This window comes from Chitinivorax sp. PXF-14 (assembly GCF_040812015.1).
GTDB lineage: Bacteria > Pseudomonadota > Gammaproteobacteria > Burkholderiales > SCOH01 > JBFNXJ01.
In genome coordinates this window covers 67,513-91,939 of sequence record NZ_JBFNXJ010000014.1, presented here as the reverse complement: position 1 = coordinate 91,939, position 24,427 = coordinate 67,513, and the positions used below count along the sequence as shown (strand labels likewise).

Below are 24,427 nucleotides of genomic sequence, written 5' to 3'. Positions count from 1 at the left end.
TAGTTAGATGTCAGTGAAGATACAGGCCGTTAAGGGCATGAACGACATTCTGCCAGGTGACTCCGATACCTGGCAGTTTTTTGAAGAGACGATCCGCGAATGGGCGGCATCCTATGGCTATCGCAATATCCGCACGCCAATAGTCGAAGATACCAGCCTGTTCGTCCGCTCGATCGGTGAGGTCACCGACATCGTCGAAAAGGAAATGTACAGCTTCGAGGATGCGCTGAACGGCGACAAGCTCACGCTTCGCCCCGAAGGTACGGCATCCTGCCTGCGTGCCGTGATTCAACATAACTTGCTGCATGCCGGGCCGCAGCGCCTCTGGTACATGGGGCAGATGTACCGGCATGAGCGGCCACAGAAGGGCCGCTACAGGCAATTCCATCAGGTCGGTATCGAGGCGCTGGGCTTTGCTGGCCCCGATATCGACGCCGAATTGCTGGTGATGACCGCGTCTCTGTGGAAGCGCTTGGGTCTGCGCAATATCGAGCTGCAGCTGAATTCGCTCGGCACCAGCGAAGAGCGGGCTCGCCATCGTGACGCACTCATCCGTTATCTGGAGCAGCATCAAGCCGCTCTGGACGAGGACGGTAAGCGACGCCTCTATACCAATCCCTTGCGCGTGCTCGATACCAAAAATCCGGCCCTGCAGGATATCTGCAATGCCGCGCCCAAGCTGGCGGATTATCTTGATGATGCATCCCGCGCGCATTTCGAAGGGGTGCAGGCGCTGTTGTCAGCCTGCGATATTGAATTCTCGATCAATCCACGCCTTGTTCGCGGCCTGGATTACTACAATTTGACCGTATTCGAATGGGTGACGACTGAACTTGGCTCCCAGGGTACGGTCTGCGGTGGCGGCCGTTACGATCCACTCATCGAGCAGCTGGGCGGCAAACCGACACCGGCATGTGGCTTTGGCATGGGGATCGAGCGCCTGTTGCTGTTGATACAGGAGCAGGGCGTTGCTACGCCGGACGCGGCTCCCGATGTTTATCTCGTCAGCCAGGGGCAGGGTATCGGTGGATATGTATTCCAAACCGCCGAGGCATTGCGGGCTTCTGGCCTGAAGGTACAGCAGCACTGCGGCGAAGCCAGCTTCAAGTCGCAGATGAAGAAGGCCGACGCCAGCGGGGCGCGCTTTGCCGTGCTGATTGGTGAAAATGAAGTTGGCGCGGGCGAAGTGACGGTCAAGCCGCTGCTTGGCCAGGGCGAACAGCAACGCGTCAAGATCCAGCAGGCTGCTGCACTAATCCTCCAATAATTCAGGGTGCTAGGTAATCATGTACGATCTGCAAGAACAGGAACAGATAGACAACATCAAGGCCTTCTGGAAACAGTATGGCTCATTGATTTCTACCTTCATCGTTGCGGCCATTGTTGCCGTATTGGCAGGGCAAGGCTGGAAGAGCTATCGCTTGAATCGGGCTCAGCATGCCTCGGATGCCTATGTGGCACTGGAGCAGGCGGTGGAGTCCAAGGACGCCGCGAAGATCAAAGCAGCACAGGACAAGCTCCTCGCGGACTTCCCTTCCTCTCCTTACGCTGCCCGTGCCGTATTGATGGAGGCCAAGCGTGCGATGGAGGCTGGCGACACCAAGACGGCGGCGGACAAGCTGGTTTGGGCCATTGCCAACAGTGATGAAGATGGTGTGAAGGATATTGCCCGCCTGCGCCTGTCTGCTGTCCAGCTGGACCAGAAGCAATATGACGCGGCATTGAAGACGCTGGAGGCCGCGCCAGCGGACGCATACTCGGCATTGTTCTCCAACGCGCGCGGCGATATCTATACGGCCCAAGGCAAGGCGGCGGAAGCGGCCAAGGCTTACCAGCAGTCCTTGAACAAGCTCGACAAGGGGGCGCCGGAATATCAGATCGTTCAGATGAAGTTGGACGCACTCGGGGGCGCCAAGTGATGCGGATGGCGCCTAAATTTGCTGTACTCGCTTGTGCGTCGATCGTCTTTGCCGGGTGCGCAAGTACAGACAATGCCCCTGAACCCGCTTCGCTGCCGAACATCACCGAATACGCAAGTGCCAAGGTGCTGTGGAGCCAGGATGTAAGCAAGGCTGGCGAATTCGTATTCTCCCCGGCTGTCGATGGTGGGGTGGTGTATGCCGCAGGAAGAAAGGGGGGTGTTGCGGCCATCGATTTGTCCAGCGGCAAGCTGCTGCGCACCTTCAATACGGCCAAGCCGATCTCGGCCGGTGTGGCCGCGCTCAACGGCAGGGTGATTGCGGCGTCGGAGAAGGGCGACCTATATGCTTTCGATAGCGAGGGGAAGCTGCTCTGGTCTACGCCGACAGGGCGTGAAATCGTCGCCAACCCGACCATTACCGCAGATGTCGTGGTCGTACACAGCAGTAATGGCGATGTCGAGGCTTATGGCATGGCAGATGGGAAGCGCCGCTGGGCAACACAGCGTGCGATTCCGACACTGACATTGCGTAGCTATGCGCCGGTGGTGGCCAGCGGCCCCGTGCTGTACGCGGGCTTGCCTGCGGGCAGGCTCCAGGCCTTGAGCCGCGACGAGGGTACCTCGTTGTGGGAGGCCCAGGTTAGCCAGCCTCGCGGTGCAACGGAGCTCGAACGGGTTGCTGACATCAGCAGCGCGCCTGTGGCGGATGCGAGCAGCGTGTGTGCTGTGTCTTTCCAGGGTAAGGTCGGCTGCTTCGAAGCGAAGAACGGCAACCCGCTGTGGACGCGCGAGGTATCAAGCAGCGTGGGCCTGGCGGGGGACAAGGGCAGCATCTATGTGACCGACGATGAAGGATCCGTGCTGGCCTATGACAAGCGTAGCGGGCGCAACCTGTGGAAGCAGGGGCGTTTGTTCGCGCGTCAGGTCAGTACCCCTGCGGTGTTCGGCCGTTTCATTGCCATTGGCGACTATCAGGGCTATGTGCATCTGTTGTCGGCCGAGGATGGCTCGTTCCAGGCGCGGGTGAAGACGGATGGCTCGCCGATCCTGACCGCGCCGGTTGCCGTCGGGGATACCCTGGTGGTTCAGACGTCGTCTGGTGGCGTATACGCGGTCACCACGCGCTAGGTTGTTGAGGAGTACTGAGAAATGAAACCCACGGTTGCCCTTGTCGGCCGCCCGAATGTTGGCAAGTCAACCTTGTTCAACCGTTTGACCCGCTCGCGTGACGCCATCGTTGCCGATATTCCTGGCCTGACCAGGGATCGGCACTATGGCCACGGCCGTGTGGGCGAGAAGGACTACCTGGTCGTCGATACCGGTGGTTTCGAGCCGATTGCCAAAGATGGCATCCTGCATGAGATGGCCAAGCAGACATTGCAGGCCGTCGATGAGGCGGATGTCGTGATGTTCATTGTCGATGGCCGAAATGGCCTGACGGCGCAGGATGCGGTCATTGCCGACAAATTGCGGCGTTCCGGGCGCAAGGTTTGGCTCGTGGTGAACAAGGCGGAGGGCATGAATCGCGCCGCCTGTACGGCCGAATTCTTCGAGTTGGGCTTGGGTGAGCCGTTGCCGATTTCCGCATCCCACGGGGACGGTGTTCGTGAGTTGATGGAAGAGGTGCTGCAGGATCTGCCAGATACCCCTGAACCCGAAACCAAAGCCGAGCGACACCCGAGGCTTGCTGTGGTCGGGCGCCCCAACGTCGGTAAGTCGACGCTGGTGAACAGCATTCTTGGCGAAGAACGGGTCATCGCCTTCGACCAGCCCGGCACGACCCGAGATAGCATCCACATCGACTTCGAGCGTAACGGCAAGCCTTACACCGTGGTCGATACCGCAGGTATCCGTAAGCGTGGCAAGGTCACCGAGACCATCGAGAAGTTTTCGGTGATCAAGACGCTGCAATCGGCTGAAGATGCCAATGTGGTGGTTCTGGTGCTCGATGCCCACCAGGAAATCTCCGATCAGGACGCTGCCATCGCCGGCTTCATCCTAGAAAGCGGCAGGGCGCTTGTCGTGGCCGTCAACAAGTGGGATGCGTTAGATAGCTACCAGCGTGACCGGATCAAGCGTGAAATTGATCGCAAGTTGCAGTTTCTCGATTTTGCCAAGTTTCATTTCATCTCTGCGCTGCATGGCAAGGGCGTGGCTGGACTGTTTCAGTCGATTGACGAGGCGTATGCCGCGGCCATGGCCAAGCTTTCAACCCCGCGCCTGACGCGGGTGCTGCTGGCTGCCGTGCAAAAGCAGGCGCCCCCCAAGAAGGGCATGTTCCGTCCGAAGATGCGCTATGCCCACCAGGGTGGGGTCAACCCGCCAATCGTGGTGATCCATGGGGCAGCTCTCGATAATGTTCCAGAGAGCTATGTGCGTTATCTCGCACGTACCTTCTCTGATGCCTTCAAGCTGCAAGGCACTCCGCTGCGGGTTCAGTTCAAGCAGACGAGCAATCCGTATTCCGAAAAGGATTAACACTGCGCCACAATTTATGCCATGGGAATGGCATGGCGTCTGGCTTTTCACGCTGAATTGCAGTAGAGTTGGACGTGATAAGAATTTTTAAATTACTCACGTGGAGTGAACAATGAGCAATAAAGGGCAAATGCTACAAGACCCGTTCCTCAATATCCTGCGCAAGGAACATATTCCGGTTTCGATCTATCTGGTCAACGGAATCAAGCTGCAGGGGCAGATCGAGTCTTTCGATCAGTATGTTGTATTGTTGAAGAACACCGTTACGCAAATGGTATACAAACATGCCATTTCGACTGTTGTTCCTGCTCGCTCGGTCAGCATCCCCTACGAGCAACCTTCCCACGGCGCCGACGCTTAAGCGGGAAGTTCCCGCCTCACCCCAAAGCACATTGGAATCAATGTGCTTTATCCTTTTTGAGTTCCACTTGAGTTTATTGCGTGTTTGATCGACACCAAGGTGGTGACGAAGCGGTATTGGTCTGCCTCGACTTCGGCGATGCAGACTATGCCGACAGTGTCGCCGAGCTGAAAGAGTTGGCTTCCAGCGCAGGCATCAGGACGCTGGCTGTCGTGCAAGGCAAGCGGTCCCGTCCTGATCCTGCGTTGTTTGCCGGGTCAGGCAAGGTCGACGAAATCGGGGAGACCGCGCGTGCGTACGGGGCCCAGCTTGTCATCTTCAATCACCAGCTGTCGCCTGCGCAGGAGCGCAATCTGGAGCGCAGGCTGGAATGCCGGGTGATCGACCGCACCTCCCTGATTCTCGACATCTTTGCACAGCGGGCACGTAGCCATGAAGGCAAGGTACAGGTGGAGCTCGCACAGCTCGAGCACTTGTCGACCCGACTGGTCAGGGGGTGGACGCACCTGGAGCGGCAAAAGGGTGGGATCGGTTTGCGCGGTCCTGGTGAAACCCAGCTTGAAACTGACCGTCGCCTGCTCGGCAAGCGGGTCAAGTTGTTGAAGGATAAGCTGGCAACTCTGCGTCGCCAGCGGGATACGCAGCGGCGCTCTCGTGAACGCGCAGGTAGCTTGTCGTTTTCCATCGTTGGTTACACCAATGCGGGTAAGAGCACGCTATTCAACGCCCTGACGAAGGCAGATGCCTACGCGGCCGATCAATTGTTCGCCACGCTCGATACCACCAGCCGTCGCCTGTATCTCGACGACAAGAGCAATTTGGTGATTTCCGATACCGTTGGTTTCGTGCGCCAATTGCCGCACACATTGGTCGAGGCGTTCCGTGCTACGCTGGAAGAGACGGTCCGGGCCGATCTGCTGTTGCATGTGGTGGATAGTAGCCAGGAGTCCCGTGATAGCCAGGTTGCCGAAGTGAACAAAGTGTTGCACGAAATCGGCGCTGATACCGTGCCGCAGTTGCTGGTGTGGAACAAGATCGATCTGAAGGGGATTGCCCCGGCAGTGGAGCGGGACGAGTATGGTAGAATTTCGGCCGTTCGACTGAGCGCCCGGACTGGCGAGGGATTGGGTCTGCTTCGGTCCGCAATATCGGAGTTCGTAGCCGACAGGCAAAATGAACGAAAAGACGCAGTGACTGGTCAATCGAATCTGGATAACTGAACCGGACAACTAAGCACATGGCTCAGAACGACCCTCAGTGGGGAAGGCGCGGGAACGATGGCCCGCCGGATCTTGATGAAATTTTTCGTAAACTTGGTCAGAAGTTGAATTCGATTTTTGGCGGCAAGAGCGGCAATTCCGCTCCGCAAGGGCCCACAAACGGCGGGCGTGTCTTTGCCGGCGGTGCAGGCCTGTTGATATTGATCATCCTCGCTTTGTGGTTCGCCAGTGGCTTCTATACTGTCGATCCGCGCGAGCGCGGCGTGATTACCCGTTTCGGCCGCTATGTGGAGACCACCAGCGAGGGCTTGCACTGGCACTGGCCTTACCCGATCGAACGGCGTGAAGTGATCAATATGACCACCATCCGCACGGTGGAGGTCGGGCATCGTAACGGCGGGCGCACCAAGGTTCCTGAAGAGGCACTGATGGTGACCGGCGATCAGAACATCATCGATCTTCAGTTCTCTGTCCAGTATTTCGTCAAGGACGCCTCCGCCTACCTGTTCAATAACCGTAATGGGGACGTGGATGCCCGCGACTTGGTATTACAGGTGTCGGAGTCCGCAATACGCGAGGTCGTGGGTAAGAACCAGATCGACTACCTGCTCAATGAAGGGCGGGCAGAGGTTGCCGTTCAAGCAACACGGCTTATCCAGCAGATGCTGGACCGATACAACGCCGGCATCCAGATCGCCAAGGTCAATATGAGCAATGCCCAGCCCCCGGAGCAGGTTCAGGCTGCCTTCGACGACGCGGTAAAGGCCGGGCAGGACAAGGACAGGCTGAAGAGCGAAGGCGAAGCCTATGCAAATGACGTCATTCCAAAAGCACGTGGTTTGGCCGCTCGCCTGATTGAAGAGGCCAACGCGCACAAGCAGCGTGTCGTTTCTACCGCTCAGGGCGATGTCAGCCGTTTCAACCAGATCTATGCCGAGTACAAAAAGGCGCCTGGTGTGACTCGCGAGCGCATGTACATCGATACCATGCAGCAAGTTCTGAACAATTCGAGCAAGGTGTTGGTCGATCAGAAGGGTGGCAATAGCCTGCTGTATCTGCCGTTGGACAAACTCATGCAAATGAACAATGCCAGTCAGTCGGTCGCACCGGTGGCGCCGACCGCCAGTGCGGATAATACGCAGAAGGCGCCGGTGGAAGTGTTGACCCAGTCTGGTGATGCCAACCGGCCGCGCGATTTCGGGCGTAGCCGTGAGCGGGAGGGGCGTTGATGGAGTCCAATAAGCTGATGCCGACTATCGCCGCCACGCTGCTTGTTCTGCTCCTGCTGTGGATGAGCGTGTTTCGTGTCGACCAACGTCAGTATGCGATGGTGTTCCAGTTCGGCGAGGTGACTCAGATCGTCAAGGAGCCCGGCCTGCATTTCAAGAAACCGTTGCTGGAAAACGTGCGTTATTTCGACAAGCGTATTCTGACGATCGATGCGGAGGAGCCGGAGCGCTTCAATACGCTTGAGAAGAAGAATGTGCTGGTCGACAGCTTCATCAAGTGGCGCATCGTCGATGCTGAACGTTACTACAAGAGTACCGGCGGAGAAGAGGTCAAGGCGCAGAGCGTGATTCGTGGCGTGGTCAACGCCGGCTTACGCGAAGAGATCGGCAGGCGAAGCGTGTCTGACGTTATTTCTGGCAAGCGTGACGAAGTCATGGAGGCGCTTCGTATCAAGGCCAACCATGAAGTAGCCAAGTCCGGCATTGAGGTCATGGATGTCCGCCTCAAACGGGTCGATTTCCCTTCCAATGTGAGTGGCTCGATTTACGATCGGATGCAGGCGGAACGCAAGCGTGTGGCCAACGAATTGCGCTCGGAAGGTGCTGCCGAGTCCGAGAAGATTCGCGCAGATGCGGATCGTCAGCGCGAGGTGATTCTGGCTGAGGCCTATCGCAAGGCGCAGGAGCTCAAGGGCGAGGGCGATGCCAAGGCGGCTGGAATCTACGCCGATGCATACGGACAAAATCCCGAGTTCTATTCTTTCTACCGCAGCCTGGAGGCGTATCGTCAGAGCTTCCGCAGCCGTAGCGATGTGATGGTGCTTGACCCGAGCGCAGACTTCTTCAAGTATCTGAAGAACCCGGGTAAGGGTGTGACCAAGTAAATGAGTGTCACGCTCCTGTCCGCCCTGGCTCTGATGCTGGTGTTGGAAGGGGCGATGCCTCTGTTGTTGCCCAAGGTATGGCGGGAGACATTCTCCCGCCTTATCACGTTTTCAGATGGCCAGCTGCGCTTCCTGGGCTTGCTGTCAATGATGGTTGGACTGGGGCTGCTGGCCTTTGTCCTCTGAGTATCGAATTTGCGAGAGTTGTAATGCACCGTTGGTTGTTGCCCGAGTACATCGCCGATATCCTGCCGGCTGAAGCGCGCCTGGTTGAGGAGAAGCGCCGTGCCGTACTCGATCTGTTTCATGCAAGCGGTTATGACCTGGTCAGCCCGCCGCTTATCGAATATGTCGAGTCCTTGATCGGCAATGCAGATGATGATCTGGACTTGAAGACTTTCAAGTTGGTGGATCAGCTCAGTGGGCGCCAGATGGGGCTTCGCGCTGATATTTCACCACAGGTGGCGCGACTTGACGCACACCTGTTGAATCGCGAAGGCGTCGCCCGGCTGTGCTATGCCGGTACCGTTGTCCATACGCTGCCGGCCAACTTGCTGGGGAGCCGCGAACAACTCCAGCTGGGGGCCGAGATCTACGGCCATGCAGGGGTGGAGGCCGATCTCGAAGTTATTCAACTGATGTTCGACAGCTTGAAGCTGTTGGGGATTGAACGTGTCAACCTCGATGTTGGGGATATGCGCATCTTCCGTTCGCTGGTCGACCACTTCAAGTTGTCTGAAGATCAGATCGACGGCCTGTTCGGGGCCTACCAGCGTAAGGATGCGGCAGAGCTCGATGTGCTGGTTTCCACCATGGCGGCAGAGACTGGGCGCGTATTCAAGCTGCTGTCGACACTCAATGGCGGGGTCGAGGTGCTTGATCTTGCCGCAGCAAGCCTGCCGCCTTTGCCCGCGATCCAACAGGCACTGGCTGACTTGCGCGCTGTGCAAAAAGCATTCGCGTCATCACTGGACGAGCTATGTTTTGATTTGGTGGAGCTGCGTGGGGCGCATTATCATAACGGTTTGGTTTTCGCGGCCTATGCCGCTGGCTGGCCCAATGCGCTGGCTTGGGGGGGGCGCTATGACAATGCCGGCCGAGAATTTGGCCGGGCGCGTCCTGCGACCGGATTTTGTTTTGACCTGCGGGAATTGACTGGGCGCTTGGCGCTTGGTGAGCCGCAAAAAGCCATCCTGGCGCCATATGCGCCAGAAGATGTCGTGCTGCAGCAGGCAATTCGATCGCTGCGTGCGCAACAGGAAATTGTCGTCGTTGATTTGCCCGGTCATGCAGCGCACCAGGGTGAACTCAACGTCGATCGTGAGCTTCGTAGTGTCGGTGGGGAATGGCAGCTTATTCCCTTCGGCAGCGGCAATTGAATCACAGAGGTAGTCATGTCCAGAAATGTAGTGGTAATCGGCACCCAGTGGGGTGACGAAGGGAAAGGCAAGATCGTTGACTGGTTGACGGATCATGCCGAGGGCGTTGTACGATTCCAGGGGGGCCACAATGCGGGCCATACGCTGGTAATCGGCGGCAAGAAGACCGTTCTGCGCCTGATCCCTTCGGGCATTTTGCGCGAAGGCGTTGCATGTTTTATCGGCAACGGCGTGGTCCTGTCGCCCCAGGCGCTGCTCAAAGAGATTGATGAGTTGCAGCAAGCGGGTGTCGATGTCAAATCGCGCTTGACGATTTCCCAGTCCTGCCCCTTGATTCTGCCCCACCATATCGCGATCGACCAGGCGCGTGAAGCCGCCAAGGGCGAGAGCAAGATTGGTACGACCGGGCGGGGCATCGGGCCCGCTTACGAGGACAAGGTCGCGCGCCGTGCGATTCGCGTGCAGGACCTGTTCCATCGCGAACGCTTTGCCGCCAAGCTGGGCGAAGTGCTCGACTATCACAACTTTGTACTCAAGCATTACTTCAAGACCGATATCGTCGATTTCCAGAAGACGCTGGAAGAGACCCTGCTGTTGGCCGAGCAAATCAAGCCCATGATCGGCGATGTTTCCCGCACCCTGGCGGAAATGAACAAGGCGGGCCGCAATCTGTTGTTCGAAGGTGCACAAGGCACGCTGCTCGACATCGATCACGGTACCTATCCGTTTGTCACCTCTTCCAACTGCGTCGCGGGTGCCGCAGCGCCTGGCGCAGGTGTGGCGCCGCAGATGTTGCAATATGTGCTTGGCCTAACCAAGGCATACACCACGCGTGTCGGCTCCGGCCCATTCCCGACCGAGTTGTTCGATGATGTCGGCGCAGGCCTTGCCAAGCGAGGCAATGAATTTGGCTCCGTAACCGGCCGTCCGCGCCGCTGTGGCTGGTTCGATGCGGCAGCGTTGAAGCGTTCGATCCAGATCAATGGCGTTTCGGGTTTGTGCGTAACCAAGCTTGATGTCATGGATGGCATGGAGCAAATCAAGCTCTGCGTCGGCTATGTCATTGATGGTAAGCAGGTCGACATTCTCCCGCCTGGCGCAGATGAATTGGCTGGGTGTCAGCCCATTTATGAAGAATTGCCCGGCTGGAGCGACAGCACCGTTGGTATCAAGCGCTTCGAAGATCTGCCAGAGAACGCCAAGCGCTATCTGAAGCGAATTGAAGAGGTGTGCGGCGCACCGGTCGATATCATCTCGACTGGTCCTGATCGCGACGAAACCATCGTGTTGCGACACCCGTATCTGGCCTGATTTCAGGCATGCGAGAGGGCGGCGTGAGCCGCCCTTGTCATTTATGGCGACTGCCTCTTGATCTCTCCGCTCTTCCGTCTGGTATTCAACGACGAACGCCTGCTGGTCATCGATAAGCAGCCTGGGGTCGATTTTCATCGTGGGTTACACGACACCAGTCTTGTCGACGCCGTGCGTGATGCTACCGGGCTGGCCGAGCTATATCCAGTGCACCGCCTGGATACGATGACGTCCGGCCTGCTGCTGTTTGCTAAGAGCAGGGAGGTCGCGCGGCAAATGGGGCAATTATTCGAGTCGGGGCAGGTGGGGAAATACTATCTGGCCTTGTCCGCCAAGGCGCCTCGCAAGAAACAAGGGATGATTCGCGGCGACATGGAGCAGGCTCGCCGCGGGGCTTGGCGACTGAGCCCGAGCCAAACCAATCCTGCCTTCACCCAGTTCTTCAGCTTCTCTGTCTCCGCCGGATTGCGTCTGTTCCTGTTGCGGCCACTGACCGGCAAGACCCATCAACTCAGGGTTGCCATGAAAGCGCTTGGCGCACCCATTCTTGGCGATGCTCTCTATGGCGGCGGTAGCCTCGATCGTGGCTATCTGCATGCTTACGCAATTCGTTTCCTTCTCGATGGCCAGCAGTATTGCCTTACCTGCCAGCCGAAAACCGGTGAACATTTTCTCGCGATGTCTTGCCGGCAACAAATCGAGCTGATTGGCGACCCGGGCGCACTGGCGTGGCCCGCCGTCAAGCATCCGAAACAGTCTTGATTCGATACCGACCCGTCGTTCCGTCTGCCGCCATATCTCGGATGTGACATTCTCCATTTTCGTTGTGCCCGTGCGCCGCACATCGTCTTTGTTTTGCTCGGATTTTCAGAGTGTTAGACACTATGACAAACCCTTGTGGGGATTGGATAATCCAGCTAAAAAACATATGACAAGTCTCTATCTAGAGCTTATACTCGGATCAAATTAGAGCAATAGCTTTAGCGAGAATAGATTTGAGGGGCTCCGTTGACGCTGCCGGCCATGACCAAAGCGCGCGGAAAGAGAAACTGTCAGGAGAGCGAAATGAAGGATAACTATAAATTTGTCGGGCACTTTTACGACTTTCTAAGCAATATGTATAGCGGCAAGTCCATCCAGCACTGCAAGGTCGCCATGCTGGATCACCTCAAGCCCGGCGATAAGGTACTGTTCGCAGGGGTGGGGCACGGCATTGATGCGGTATACGCTGCCAAGCGTGGTGCCGAGGTGACCGTGGTCGATCTGTCGGAAACCATGCTGCGGAAGTTCCAGCGCAACCTGGAGAAAAATGGCGTCAAGATCCATATCCGCCAGGTTCACAGCGATATCCTTCAATTCCAGGAGCTCGAACGCTACGACATGGTCGTTGCCAACTTCTTTCTGAATGTCTTCCAGCGCGACATGATGCTGAAGGTGCTGCAGCACCTGATCAAGCTTGGCAAGCCCGGCGCCAAGGTTGTTGTCGGTGATTTCTCCTATCCTACCGGCAATGTCCTGTCGAGAGCGTTCAAGGTCATTTACTGGTATGGGGCCGTGGGGTTCTTCTGGATCTTCACCAAGAACGCTTTCCACAACATCTACAACTACCCCGAAACCATGCGGCAGCTCGGCCTTGAGGTCACCGAGAAGAAACATTTCCGCCTCCTGCTACTCAATTGCTACTGGTCGTTGCTTGGGCAAAAGCCGGCCTGAGTGCAAAGCTGATTTCACTCAAAAAATCATAGTTGAATGAGGGGAATGTCATGAGAAATCAAGCGTTAACGCTTGACGGGGCAGCGCTTACGCCGTCAATCAGTACTTTTAGCCATGGTGAGCGGGTTGCTTACCTGATGGAGCACGGCGTCCATTCTCAGTCGTTCTCCACCATGCAGTCCGACATGGAGTACTTCGACGTGCCGGGCATTGGCTATATCGCCTATGCCCGGTACTGGGGGATGCAGTTCGTGCTGGGCGATCCGGTATGCGAGCCGAAGTATTTCGAGCCGATGCTGACCAAGTTTCTCAAGCGTTTTCCCAATGCGTTGTTCGCCCAGGTGAGCAAGCCGATTGTCGACATCCTGCACCAGTCCTTTAGTTACTATGGCACCCAGTTTGGTTCCGAGTCCAAGGTCAGCCTGAGCGACTGGAATCTTCGCGGGTCAAAAAAACAGATTATCCGTACCGCAATCAATCAGGCCCGCGCCCAAGGGATCGAGATCAAGGAAGGGCCGTTTGATCGCTACACCAAGAAGATTTCGGAAGCCTGGATAAAGACTCGGCGCTGCAAGAATAACGAAATCCGCTTCCTGATCCGTCCGATGTTGATGGATTACAAGGAAAACACCCGCTATTTCTACGCCTATCACAATGGCGAGGCCGTCGCATACATCTTTTTCGACCCGCTATACAAGAACGGCAAGCTGATTAGCTACGTCCCCAATATCTCGCGCTCCTGTGCCAGCTTCAAACAGGGCTTGTGGTACGCCATCATGGTTCACGCGATGGAAGTGTTCCGCAGTGAGGGCGTGCCCTATGTCGATTTGGGGCTGGTGCCGCTGATGCTGGCGGACGACTACGAGCCCCAGGAGTCGAAGATCCTGCGCAAGATGATGGCTGTCATCCGTGAGCGCGGCGACATGCTCTACAACTTCAAGGGGCTGGAGTTCGCCAAGGCGCGCTTCAATGGGGTGGTCGAAAAGACCTATTGCTGCCATCGCAATGCACTACCTGGATTGGCCATGGTAGCCATGTTCCGGCTCACTCGCATCATCTAGACAACAACAAACAGGCCGGATGGCCGCACGCATCGTCTTGGGGGAATCATGGCAACTTCCGCACCAACTTTTGTCGGCAGGGCGCTGGCCGGCAAGCGAGTCTTGATTACTGGCACCAGCGGCTTTCTCGCCAAGGTTGTGCTCGAGAAGCTGATACGGGAGGTGCCCGATGTGGGGGGGATTGTCCTGCTGCTGCGTGGCAGCCGAGACAATCCGACGTCGCAGCAACGCTTTGAACGCGAAGTACTGACGTCGTCGATCTTCGATGTGCTGCGGCAGCGCAGCGCGGAAGGTTTGAAGACGTTTTGCGAGCAACGCATCCACTGCGTGACTGGCGAAGTGACCCAGCCACGGCTTGGTCTGAGCGAGCGGGAGTTCAATCTACTCGCCGGCCGTATCGACGTGATCATCAACGCCGCAGCGAGCGTGAACTTCCGCGAGGAGCTGGATCAGGCCCTGGAAATCAACACCTTCAGCGTGATTCACCTCGCCGAGCTGGCGCGACTGGCGGGTGACATCCCGCTGGTGCAGGTGTCGACCTGCTATGTCAACGGCTTCAATAGTGGTGCCATGCATGAAGAGTTGGTGCATCCGACCGGCTTGCCCATTCCGTTCAACCAGGAAGGTTTCTATGAGGTAGAGCGGCTGATTGGGCAGCTCCAGGAGAAAATCGGTGTGGTGCGCGCCAAGTGGGGCGACACCGGCAGGCTGAGCGAGAAGCTGATCGACCTTGGTATCAAGGAGGCCAATGCCTACGGCTGGAACGATACCTATACCTTTACCAAGTGGTTGGGCGAGCAGGTTGCGCTAAAGGCAACGCGCCGTTCGACATTGACCATTCTTCGTCCATCCATCATCGAGAGCACGTTGTTTGAGCCGAGCCCCGGCTGGGTGGAGGGCGTCAAGGTGGCCGATGCCATCATCCTCGCTTATGCGCGCGAGAAGGTGAGGTTTTTCCCGGCCAAGACTGACGAGATCATCGACATCATCCCGGCCGATCTGGTCGCTAACAGCGTTCTTTTGTCCGCCGCCGAGGCGATACTTGAGCCCGGTAGACAGCGCATCTATCAATGCTGCAGCGGAAGCCGCAATCCCATCCAGTTGGGGCAATTGATCGATCTGCTGCAGGATGAAGCCCGACGTAACTGGCAGCGCTATGATCGGCTGTTCTTCAAGGCCCCGAGTCGGCCGTTCCGCACCACCAGCCGGACGGTATTTCTGGCTGGGCTGGCTGCGGCCAAGGCAGCGTTGACCCTGTTCGATGCGGGCCGCAAGCTGATTGGCGTGAAAACGCCGTTGCGCGCCTTCGAGAGTCTGAAGGCCACGCAGGGGCTTGCCGTGGTGTTCTCGTTCTATACCTCGCCGAGCTACTGCTTCTACAACAGCAAATTGCTGGCACTCGCGGCACGTGTCGGCGAGTCGGGGCGGGGCCGCTTCCCGGTCGATTCGGCATTGATTGACTGGAAGCACTATCTGGGCGACGTACACATGGCGGGGCTGAACCGTTATGCACTGAAGGAAAGGCGTAAACCGGTAGCCGACACCACTGGCGTGGCCCAAGCTGCGCTGAATCCCGCCGAGGCCCGCTCCTCCTGATCCCCTGGGCACATGCCGCAGCGGCACGGGGGGGGCTATTTCCTTCTGTATATCGGGGCGCTATGGCGCCCCGAGCTTTTGGCTGCGCGGTATGGCATGACAAATGCTTGTGGTGAAATAGTGCTACCCCCCAACTAGAATGCCATCACGGGCCTGCAACTGTTTGCGGGCCGGCGTTGCTTGTGGCGATGTGCTCGCATGCCGTCGATGTGTCGGCATGTTGTCGCGGGTGACGTGTATCCAGCAGTTTGTACATCACTTCGATTCTTTCCTGACACGGCAGGTGGATTGCGATGGTACGACTTCCCATGCATTTCTCCCGGCGCCTGACATTGCTGCTGACGCTCGTGGTCGTCGCGTTGTCGGTCGGCTTTGCCTTCCTGACCTGGCGGGCGCTCGACGACACGACATTGCGCATCAAGCGGAATTTGTACGGTGAGTTGCTGGGGCAAACCGAGGTATTGCTCGATCGTCTGGTCAGGAGCCGTGCGGCACTACTCGACAGCCAGCTTGAAGCCGTTGCGGCGTTGGCGGGGGACGGAGCGAGTGCGCTGTCGCGGCACGTCAGTCGCGGTGGTGACCTGCAGGAGGCACTGCCAGGGCTACTTGGCTCGCTGTCATCCCGCGACACCATGGGTCTCACCGTTTTTTACTACGACACCAAATCCGGCCATGTCACGCTGATGCCCTATGGTGGGGGGCCGCTTGAGCGAGGCATCGAGCAGTTCTCGACCTCCCTGGTAGGGATGGTGCAGGGTGGCTTCAAGGCCGGCGACATCCGTGCTGGTGACCTGCATGCGGACACCGTTGGCAGCAGCCGCCGAGCCGTGGTTGAGCTTGTCTCGCCAGTGGTCGTCAGGGGCGAGGCGATCGGCCTGTTTGGTGCCGTGTTGCCGCTGTCCAATGTCGAACGCGAGTTCGAACGCCAGGGGGCAATTCCTGGCAGCTATACCTTCTTGATCGATGCACGTCGCCATTTGATCGCCGCCACGACGGAGGCAGAGGCCGATCTCGGGATTGCCAGTGCGGAACTGACGCCGGTCATTCCGCAGCAAGGCAATGACACCGAGCGGGTATTGAAAAGTATGGCACTGGGCGATGCCGGTGTGCTCAAGGCAAACCTGCACGGCGTGGACAAATTTCTGGCATTCCATTCGCTGCGGGTGACGCCGTGGCGGCTGGGGGTCGTGTTGCCGGCAAGTGTGACGGCATCAACGTCCGACCGGCTGACGCCGATCGTCGCCGAGGGGCAGCAGCGTGCCATGCGGGCGATTGCCGTTGGCAGCGGCGTGGTGCTGCTGCTGGCGCTGTTGATGGGGGCGTGGCTGGCGGGCCATATGTCCAGGCCGCTGGTCATGCTGTCGGAGGCCGCCAGGCGAATCACTGCGGGTGATTATGCCCAGCGTGTCTACCTGAGGCGGGATGACGAGTTCGGGCCGCTGATCGGAGCCTTCAATGCGATGGCCACCAAGATCGAGCGCACCATCTCCGACTTGGGCAGGACCGGGGCAGAACAAGCCGAGACGAACCGCCGCCTGCAGGACAGCGTGGTCGCGCTCGAGTCGCTGAATACCGCTTTGCAGGCCGAATCGGCGCAACGGCAGCAGGCCGAGCGGGCGCTGCGTGAAAGCGAGCGACGCCTGCGTGACGTGATCGACCATTCACAGTCGTTGATATTCCTGAAGGACTTGCAGGGACGCTATCTGCTGGCCAATCAGTCCATGTACGACCTGCTCGGGCTCGATGAAAAGGCCGTGCTGGGGCAGGCTGATACCGATTTGTTTCCGCCGTGGGTGGCGATGCAATTGCAGAAGCATGATCAGACGGTACTTGCGACGCGGGCGCCGGCTGATTTTGAAGAGCAACTCAGCCTCGGCGGGCCGACCAAGGTCTTTCTCGCCAGCAAGTTTCTGCTGTTCGATGCAAACGGCCGGGCCTACGCGCTAGGTGGCGTTGCGACCGAAATTACCGCACGCAAGCAGGCGGAAGCCGGACTGGCGCAGGAGAAGGTGGCACTGGATCAACTGGTCGAGGCGCGCACCGAGGCGTTGCAACATCTCAACCGCCAACTGGCACTTGAAATCGACGAGCGCAACCAGGCGCTGGAAGCGCTGCGTGAATCCGAGCTGCGCTACGCCATGTTGGTGCAAAATGCGTGGGACGGTGTCGTGGTGGTGCGCAACGGGATGGTCGAGTTCGTCAACGACGCGATGATCAACATGATGGAGACCAAGGATGCCAGCCTGTTGCTTGGTAAACCGTTCACCTCCTTCCTCCCCGACGGCCAGCGCGATGTGGTCGTCGCGCGCCACCAGCGTCGCATGGCCGGCGAGCCGGTGGAGTCGATCTATGAAACCGAGGTGGTGACGACCACGGGCAGGAAAATCGAGGTGGAGATATCGGTTGGCACCACGCTGTATCGCGGTGACGTCAACACGGTAGGCATCTTGCGCAGCATTGCCGAGCGCAAGGCTGCCGAGCGCGCGCTGCAGCGTGCCAACGAAGAGCTGATGCGGCTCTCGGTCATGGATGGATTGACGCAGCTGTACAACCGGCGCTACCTGGTCAGCGCAATGACGAGCGAATTTGCGCGGGCACGGCGCCATGAATCGTCGCTCGCGCTACTGATGCTCGACCTGGATCATTTCAAGACGATCAACGACCGTTATGGCCATCAGGCAGGTGATGCCGTCATCGCCCACGTGGCCCAGTTGCTGCTGTCGCGAACCCGGCAAAGCGATGTGGCGGCGCGTTATGGCGGCGAAGAGTTGACGCTCCTGCTGCCGCAGACGGATATGGCTCAGGCGGCTGTACTGGCCGAGTCGTTGCGGGAATTGATCGAGAGGTCGCCCTGCGTCTTGGCGGATGAAACCCGGGTCACGGTGACCGTCAGTATCGGCGTGGCGGGTTATCCGGAATGTGCCGCGCAAACAATCGAGCAATTGCTGGGAATTGCCGACCTCGCCCTGTATCAGGCCAAGCACCTGGGGCGCAATCGTGTCGAGGCCGCCGTGCGCAGCGGTTCAGGGCGGGACGCAGGCTGAGCCGCCGGCCAAGCCGGCGCTGGGCCGGCTTGTGTGCGTCTCAAGCACTAGAACACGCGGCGTTCCAGGCTAGCGCGATGCAGGATGGTGCTTGAAATCTCTTCGATCGATTTGCTGGTGGTGTTGAGGTAAGGCACGCCTTCCCTGCGGAAAATCGCCTCGACCTCGCCGATTTCAAAGCGGCAATTGTCCAGCGACGCATATTTGCTGTTCGGTTTGCGTTCGCTGCGAATCTGCGCCAGCCGTTCCGCTGCGATGGTGAGGCCGAACAGCTTGTGCTTGTAGGGCGCCAGCGCGGCGGGCAACTTGATTTCGCCAAGATCTTCCGGGATCAACGGGTAGTTGGCGGCCTTGATGCCGAACTGCAGCGCCATGTACAGGCAGGTTGGCGTCTTGCCCGAGCGCGACACGCCGACCAGAATCACATCGGCGTCGGCCAGGTCGCGTGGCTTGATGCCGTCGTCGTGCGCCATGGAGAAATTCACCGCCTCGATCCTGGCGTTGTACTCCTGGAAATTCGCCACGCTGTGGGACTTGCCGACCGTGTGCGAAGAGGGCCGGCCGAGTTCCTTTTCGAGGGGGGAGATGAAGGCTTCGAAGAAATCCAGACAGAGCGCGCAATCGAGCTTGAATGCCTCGCGAATTTCGTCGTTGACGAGCGAGCTGAACACGATGGGGCGCTCGTGCTCGTTTTCTGCCGCCAACCTGATCTGTTCCGCCGCGGCATGGGCTTTTTCCGCCGAATCGATGAATGGCAGGGTGACACGACGGAACTCCATCCCCTCGAACTGGGTGAGCAGGCTGTGGCCCAGCATTTCCGCGGTGATACCGGTACGATCGGATACGACGAAGACAGAACGGCGATGCGGCATGGTTTACCCCGATTGTTGTCAGATTGCTGAGGCCCGTATTGTAGTGAGGGAACGGCGCCATGGGTTAGAACAATTATTCCACGCCGAGCAAGGCGGGTCTGCAATAAACAGTGCCAAAACAGGCATAAAAAAGTTAAAATCCCGCCTCTACGATTTCCCCACAATTACAGGAATTTGATGATGGCAGAGAATTACGTCATTTGGTTCGACAAGCTACGCATGACCGACGTAGACAAGGTCGGCGGCAAGAACGCATCGCTGGGCGAGATGATTTCCCAGCTCGCCAACACCGGCGTGCGCGTTCCTGGTGGCTTTGCTACCACGGCTGAAGCTTACCGCGACTTTCTGCAACACGAAGGTCTGGCAGCTCGAATCGAAGACGCGGTCAAGACCCTGAACGTCGATGACGTTGCCACCTTGGCCAAGGTGGGCGCGCAAGTCCGCCAATGGATTGTCGATACCCCGTTCCCTGCCAAGCTCGAAGCGGAAATCACCGAAGCGTACAACAAGATGGTCGCCGATTCCGGCGCGGAAATCTCGGTAGCCGTACGCTCGTCCGCCACAGCGGAAGACCTGCCTGATGCCTCATTTGCCGGCCAGCAGGAAACCTTCCTGAACATCCATGGCCTGCAGAATGTCATGTCGGCCATGAAGCATGTATTTGCTTCGCTGTACAACGATCGCGCCATTGCTTACCGCGTCCACAAGGGCTTCACCCATGCTGAAGTCGCCCTGTCCGCCGGCGTACAGCGCATGGTGCGTTCCGACAAGGGCGCATCGGGCGTGATGTTCACCATCGATACCGAATCCGGTTTCGAAAACGTGGTCTTCATTACCTCGTCCTATGGTCTGGGCGAGACCGTGGTGCAAGGCGCCGTCAACCCTGACGAGTTCTATGTGAACAAGGCCGGCCTGCAGGAAGGCCGTCCGGCGGTTCTGCGCCGTAACCGCGGTTCCAAGCTGATCAAGATGATCTTCACCGACAGCCGCGAGGCCGGCCGTTCGGTCAAGACCGTTGAAGTACCAGCCAGCGAGCGTGGCGTGTTCTCGATCAACGATGCCGAAGTCGAGGAACTGGCCAAGTACGCACTGATTATCGAGAAGCACTATCAGCGCCCGATGGACATCGAATGGGGTCGTGATGGCGTGGATGGTAAGTTGTACATCCTGCAGGCACGCCCGGAAACCGTGAAGTCGCAGGAAAACCGCGTGGAAACCATGCGTCGTTTCCGCCTGCTGACCCGCTCCGAGATTTTGGCCTCCGGCCGTGCCATCGGTCAGAAGATCGGCAAGGGCGTGGTGCGCATGATCACCGACGTATCGCAGATGGAGCGCGTGAAGGAAGGCGACATCCTGGTAACCGACATGACCGACCCTGACTGGGAGCCGGTGATGAAGCGTGCCGCGGCGATTGTGACCAACCGTGGCGGCCGTACCTGCCACGCGGCCATCATCGCGCGTGAACTCGGCGTGCCCGCCGTCGTGGGCTGCGGCGACGCGACCGACGTGCTCGAAGACGGTATGGAAGTCACCGTATCGTGCGCCGAGGGCGATACCGGCAATATCTACAAGGGTCTGCTTGAGGTCGAAGTGCTCGACCTGCAGCTCGATAAGATGCCGACGCCCCCGGTCAAGCTCATGATGAACGTGGGCAACCCGGAGCTGGCGTTTGACTTTGCTCAGCTGCCGAACGAAGGCGTCGGCCTGGCCCGCCTCGAATTCATCATCAACCGCATGATCGGCATTCACCCGAAGGCACTGCTGGCCTATCCAAACCTGCCCAGCGACGTCAAGGATGTGATCGAAGACCGCATCGGTGGCTACGCCAGCCCGGTCGACTTCTACGTCGAGAAGCTGGTCGAAGGCATCGCCACCATTGGTGCCGCATTCGCACCGAAGAAGGTCATCGTGCGCATGTCCGACTTCAAGTCGAACGAGTACTCGAACCTGATCGGTGGCCAGCTGTACGAGCCGCACGAGGAGAACCCGATGATCGGCTTCCGTGGCGCATCGCGTTACGTCAGCGAGTCGTTCCGCGACTGCTTCGAGCTCGAATGCCGTGCACTGAAGAAGGTCCGCAACATCATGGGCCTGACCAACGTGGAAGTCATGATCCCGTTCGTGCGTACCGTGACCGAAGCCAAGCAGGTTGTCGAGTTGCTGGCGCAAAACGGCCTGAAGCGCGGTGACAACGGCCTGCGCCTGATCATGATGTGTGAAATCCCGGCCAACGCAATTCTGGCTGAGCAGTTCCTCGAGTACTTCGATGGCTTCTCGATCGGCTCGAACGATATGACGCAGCTGACGCTGGCGCTGGATCGCGATTCCGGCGGCCCGATCGCATCGCTGTTCGACGAGCGTAACGATGCGGTCAAGGCCATGCTGTCGATGGCGATCAAGGCTTGTCGCAAGCAGGGCAAGTACATCGGCATCTGCGGCCAAGGCCCGTCGGACCACCCGGATCTGGCCAAGTGGCTGGTCGAGGAGGGTATCGAGACGGTATCGCTGAACCCGGATACCGTGGTCGAGACCTGGATTTACCTTGCCAAGGAATTGAGCAAGTAAGCGGTCTCACCGTTGCAAGAAGGGCGCCTTGATGGCGCCCTTTTTTGTTGATCGTGAGGGCGGGGTTGGAGCTAGCGGGGATTTCACCAATGCAGCTCAGTTTGAGGGGGGAGGGCTTTTCCTGTAGAATACCGAATTCAATTTAGCCAGTATCAACATGACTAAATACATCTTCGTAACCGGCGGCGTTGTCTCCTCTCTGGGTAAAGGCATCGCCGCCGCGTCACTTGCAGCGATCCTCGAATCCCGCGGCCTCAAGGTCACCATGATGAAGCTGGACCCGTACATCAACGTGGATCCCGGCACCATGAGCCCGATGCAGCACGGTGAAGTCTTCGTGACCGAAGACGGCGCGGAGACCGATCTCGATCTCGGCCACTATGAGCGCTTCATCCATGCCAAGATGAAGAAAGCCAATAACTTCACGACGGGCCAGATCTACGAATCGGTAATCAAGAAGGAGCGTCGCGGCGACTATCTTGGCAAGACGGTGCAGGTAATTCCGCATATCACCGATGAGATCAAGCTCTTCGTCAACCAGGGCGCGGCCGATGCTGAATTGGCTGTGATCGAGGTTGGCGGCACGGTCGGTGATATCGAATCCTTGCCCTTCCTCGAAGCGATCCGCCAGATGGGCGTAGAGCTGGGGCGGGAGAACACCTGCTTTGTACACCTGTCCTATGTGCCTTATATTGCTGCGGCCGGCGAGATCAAGACCAAGCCGACGCAGCACTCGGTCAAGGAATTGCGTGAAATCGGCATCCAGCCTGACGTGCTGATCTGCCGTGCGGATCGCATGGTGCCGGACGATGAACGCAAGAAGATCGCGCTGTTCACCAATGTGGCGGAGCGCGCGGTGGTGTCCTGCCCCGACATGGATTCCATTTACAAGATTCCACGCGTACTTTCCGATCAGGGTATCGACAACATCATCTGCAAGCAGTTGCAGCTCGATCTGCCCAAGGCCGATCTGGGCCTGTGGGACCGCATCGTCGAGGCGATCGAGAACCCCGCACAGACGGTCAACATCGCGATGGTGGGCAAGTATGTCGACCTTACCGAGTCCTACAAATCCCTGATCGAGGCGCTCAAGCACGCCGGCATCCATACCAAGAGCGACGTCAAGATTCACTACCTCGACTCGGAAGAGCTCGAGACGGGGGATCTGGTTGACCTGAAGGGCATGGATGCCATTCTGGTGCCGGGCGGTTTCGGCAAGCGTGGCGTCGAAGGCAAGATCCGCGCAATTCGCTATGCGCGTGAGAATAATGTTCCCTACCTGGGCATCTGCCTGGGCATGCAGCTGGCGCTGATCGAATATGCCCGCGACGTGGCCGGCATGGCTGGCGCCAACTCGACCGAATTTACGCGTGACACGCCATTCCCTGTCGTTGCGCTGATCGACGAGTGGATCAACCACGATGGCCAGGTCGAGACTCGCGACGAGAACTCCAATATGGGCGGCACCATGCGCCTGGGTAGCCAGGATTGCGATCTCGAGACCGGCTCGCTGGCGGCGCGTATCTATGGCTCAACGCGGATCGTCGAGCGCCATCGCCACCGCTATGAAGTCAACAACCATTACCTGCCGCGTCTACAAACGGCCGGGCTCAAGGTGAGCGGCCGCTCGACGGATCCGAACCATCTGTGCGAGACCATCGAGTTGCCCGATCACCGCTGGTTCTTCGGTTGCCAGTTCCATCCCGAGTTCACCTCGACACCCCGCGACGGTCATCCGCTGTTCAAGGCTTATGTCGAGGCTGCCATGGCTTATGCGCGTGAGCATGGGCGTGACGGCCTGAGCTGCTGATCGAAGGTGACGCAACCAGCTCGTACCGGTTGCGCGTTGCATGCCAGGCCACTGGAGCCACTCCGGTGGCCAACATAACGAGGTAACACCATGAAGCTGTGTGGCTTTGATGTCGGGCTCGATCGCCCGTTCTTCCTGATTGCCGGCCCCTGCGTGATCGAGGGTGAGCAATTCGCCATCGATACGGCAGGCCAGCTCAAGGAAATTGCTGCGGAACTGCAAATCCCGTTCATCTATAAATCCAGCTTCGACAAGGCCAATCGCTCCTCCGGCAAGTCGTTCCGTGGCTTCGGCATGGACGAAGGGCTGCGTATTCTGGCCAAGGTCAAGGAACAACTCGGAGTGCCGGTGCTGACCGATATTCACGAGGTCGATCAGATCAAGCCGGTGGCCGATGTTGTCGATGTCCTGCAGACGCCGGCTTTCCTGTGCCGTCAGACCGACTTCATCCGTGCCTGCGCGCAATCCGGCAAGCCGGTCAATATCAAGAAGGGGCAGTTCTTGGCGCCCCATGACATGAAGAATGTCATGGACAAGGCGCGTGAAGCCGCGCGTGAGGCGGGCCTCAAGGAAGACAACTTCATGGCGTGCGAGCGCGGCGTCAGCTTCGGTTACAACAATCTGGTGTCGGACATGCGTTCGCTGGCGATCATGCGCGAAACGGGGTGCCCGGTTGTGTTCGATGCAACCCACTCGGTGCAGTTGCCGGGCGGGCAGGGCGCCGTCTCGGGTGGGCAGCGCGAATTCGTGCCGGTGCTGGCGCGCGCGGCCGTTGCTGCCGGTATCTCGGGCCTGTTCATGGAAACCCATCCCAACCCGTGTGAGGCGTTGTCCGATGGGCCAAACGCATGGCCGCTCGGCCAGCTCAAGTCGTTGCTGGCGACGTTGAAGGCGCTGGACGGCATGGTCAAGCAGGCCGGTTTTGCCGAAAACGCCCTGCTGGGTAACTGATTCCGGGTGTTCACCGATAGACAGCAGAAGGC

20 protein-coding genes are annotated in these 24,427 nt (G+C 58.5%); 19 read left to right on the top strand and 1 reads right to left on the bottom strand.

Translation table 11 applies throughout. The features are described 5' to 3' along the window. Positions 1-7: 7 nt before the first annotated feature. From hisS to ABWL39_RS16270, 16 genes are all read left to right on the top strand, one after another. Positions 8-1,267, top strand: coding sequence for a histidine--tRNA ligase (gene hisS / locus ABWL39_RS16345; RefSeq protein ID WP_367793661.1), 1,260 nt, complete (start codon positions 8-10; stop codon positions 1,265-1,267). A gap of 19 nt (positions 1,268-1,286) precedes the next feature. Next, complete coding sequence (locus ABWL39_RS16340; RefSeq protein WP_367793659.1) at positions 1,287-1,919, top strand: YfgM family protein; 633 nt, start codon at positions 1,287-1,289, stop codon at positions 1,917-1,919. Positions 1,920-1,924: 5 nt separating this feature from the next. After that, positions 1,925-3,049 (top strand): outer membrane protein assembly factor BamB, encoded by a 1,125-nt coding sequence (gene bamB / locus ABWL39_RS16335; protein ID WP_367793656.1) that lies wholly within the window; start codon positions 1,925-1,927, stop codon positions 3,047-3,049. 21 nt (positions 3,050-3,070) lie between these two features. Then, a complete protein-coding gene (der, locus tag ABWL39_RS16330; protein WP_367793653.1) occupies positions 3,071-4,399 on the top strand; it encodes a ribosome biogenesis GTPase Der in 1,329 nt (442 codons plus the stop codon). A 112-nt stretch (positions 4,400-4,511) separates the two neighbouring features. Beyond that, entirely contained in the window at positions 4,512-4,760 is a 249-nt protein-coding gene (gene hfq / locus ABWL39_RS16325; RefSeq protein WP_367793650.1) for an RNA chaperone Hfq, read from the top strand. 80 nt (positions 4,761-4,840) lie between these two features. Further along, entirely contained in the window at positions 4,841-5,980 is a 1,140-nt protein-coding gene (hflX, locus tag ABWL39_RS16320; protein WP_367793647.1) for a GTPase HflX, read from the top strand. 17 nt (positions 5,981-5,997) lie between these two features. Then, positions 5,998-7,209 (top strand): FtsH protease activity modulator HflK, encoded by a 1,212-nt coding sequence (gene hflK / locus ABWL39_RS16315; protein ID WP_367793644.1) that lies wholly within the window; start codon positions 5,998-6,000, stop codon positions 7,207-7,209. Next, positions 7,209-8,093: a protease modulator HflC gene (hflC, locus tag ABWL39_RS16310; protein WP_367793641.1), complete on the top strand. Its 885-nt coding sequence runs from the start codon at positions 7,209-7,211 to the stop codon at positions 8,091-8,093. The genes hflK and hflC overlap by 1 nt, the downstream gene beginning before the upstream one ends. Then, positions 8,094-8,279 (top strand): DUF2065 domain-containing protein, encoded by a 186-nt coding sequence (locus tag ABWL39_RS16305; RefSeq protein WP_367793638.1) that lies wholly within the window; start codon positions 8,094-8,096, stop codon positions 8,277-8,279. Positions 8,280-8,302: 23 nt separating this feature from the next. After that, complete coding sequence (locus ABWL39_RS16300) at positions 8,303-9,472, top strand: ATP phosphoribosyltransferase regulatory subunit (RefSeq protein ID WP_367793636.1); 1,170 nt, start codon at positions 8,303-8,305, stop codon at positions 9,470-9,472. Between the two features lie 15 nt (positions 9,473-9,487). Continuing rightward, on the top strand, positions 9,488-10,783 hold the full coding sequence (locus tag ABWL39_RS16295) for an adenylosuccinate synthase (RefSeq protein WP_367793633.1): 1,296 nt from the start codon (positions 9,488-9,490) through the stop codon (positions 10,781-10,783). 57 nt (positions 10,784-10,840) lie between these two features. Further along, positions 10,841-11,545 (top strand): TIGR01621 family pseudouridine synthase, encoded by a 705-nt coding sequence (locus tag ABWL39_RS16290; RefSeq protein WP_367793630.1) that lies wholly within the window; start codon positions 10,841-10,843, stop codon positions 11,543-11,545. A 303-nt stretch (positions 11,546-11,848) separates the two neighbouring features. After that, entirely contained in the window at positions 11,849-12,496 is a 648-nt protein-coding gene (locus ABWL39_RS16285; RefSeq protein WP_367793627.1) for a class I SAM-dependent methyltransferase, read from the top strand. Between the two features lie 50 nt (positions 12,497-12,546). Next, positions 12,547-13,557, top strand: a complete 1,011-nt coding sequence (locus tag ABWL39_RS16280; RefSeq protein ID WP_367793624.1) for a DUF2156 domain-containing protein — start codon at positions 12,547-12,549, stop codon at positions 13,555-13,557. Between the two features lie 48 nt (positions 13,558-13,605). After that, positions 13,606-15,153: an SDR family oxidoreductase gene (locus ABWL39_RS16275; protein WP_367793621.1), complete on the top strand. Its 1,548-nt coding sequence runs from the start codon at positions 13,606-13,608 to the stop codon at positions 15,151-15,153. Between the two features lie 293 nt (positions 15,154-15,446). Next, positions 15,447-18,197 carry a diguanylate cyclase gene (locus ABWL39_RS16270; protein WP_367793618.1) on the top strand — a complete coding sequence of 917 codons (2,751 nt, stop codon included), beginning with the start codon at positions 15,447-15,449 and terminating at the stop codon, positions 18,195-18,197. A 47-nt stretch (positions 18,198-18,244) separates the two neighbouring features. Here ABWL39_RS16270 and ABWL39_RS16265 read toward each other — a convergent pair whose 3' ends face one another. Further along, positions 18,245-19,069: a pyruvate, water dikinase regulatory protein gene (locus ABWL39_RS16265; protein ID WP_367793615.1), complete on the bottom strand. Its 825-nt coding sequence runs from the start codon at positions 19,067-19,069 to the stop codon at positions 18,245-18,247. Between the two features lie 180 nt (positions 19,070-19,249). On the opposite strand from ABWL39_RS16265, the gene ppsA reads away from it, so the two are divergent. The 3 genes from ppsA to kdsA all read left to right on the top strand — a co-directional run bounded on the left by ppsA (position 19,250) and on the right by kdsA (position 24,395). Further along, complete coding sequence (ppsA, locus tag ABWL39_RS16260) at positions 19,250-21,634, top strand: phosphoenolpyruvate synthase (RefSeq protein ID WP_367793744.1); 2,385 nt, start codon at positions 19,250-19,252, stop codon at positions 21,632-21,634. 157 nt (positions 21,635-21,791) lie between these two features. Then, the gene (locus ABWL39_RS16255) at positions 21,792-23,444 is read left to right on the top strand and encodes a CTP synthase (RefSeq protein WP_367793612.1); all 1,653 of its coding nucleotides are present in this window, start codon (positions 21,792-21,794) and stop codon (positions 23,442-23,444) included. Between the two features lie 90 nt (positions 23,445-23,534). Beyond that, positions 23,535-24,395: a 3-deoxy-8-phosphooctulonate synthase gene (gene kdsA, locus ABWL39_RS16250; RefSeq protein ID WP_367793608.1), complete on the top strand. Its 861-nt coding sequence runs from the start codon at positions 23,535-23,537 to the stop codon at positions 24,393-24,395. The last annotated feature ends 32 nt before the right edge of the window (positions 24,396-24,427 follow it).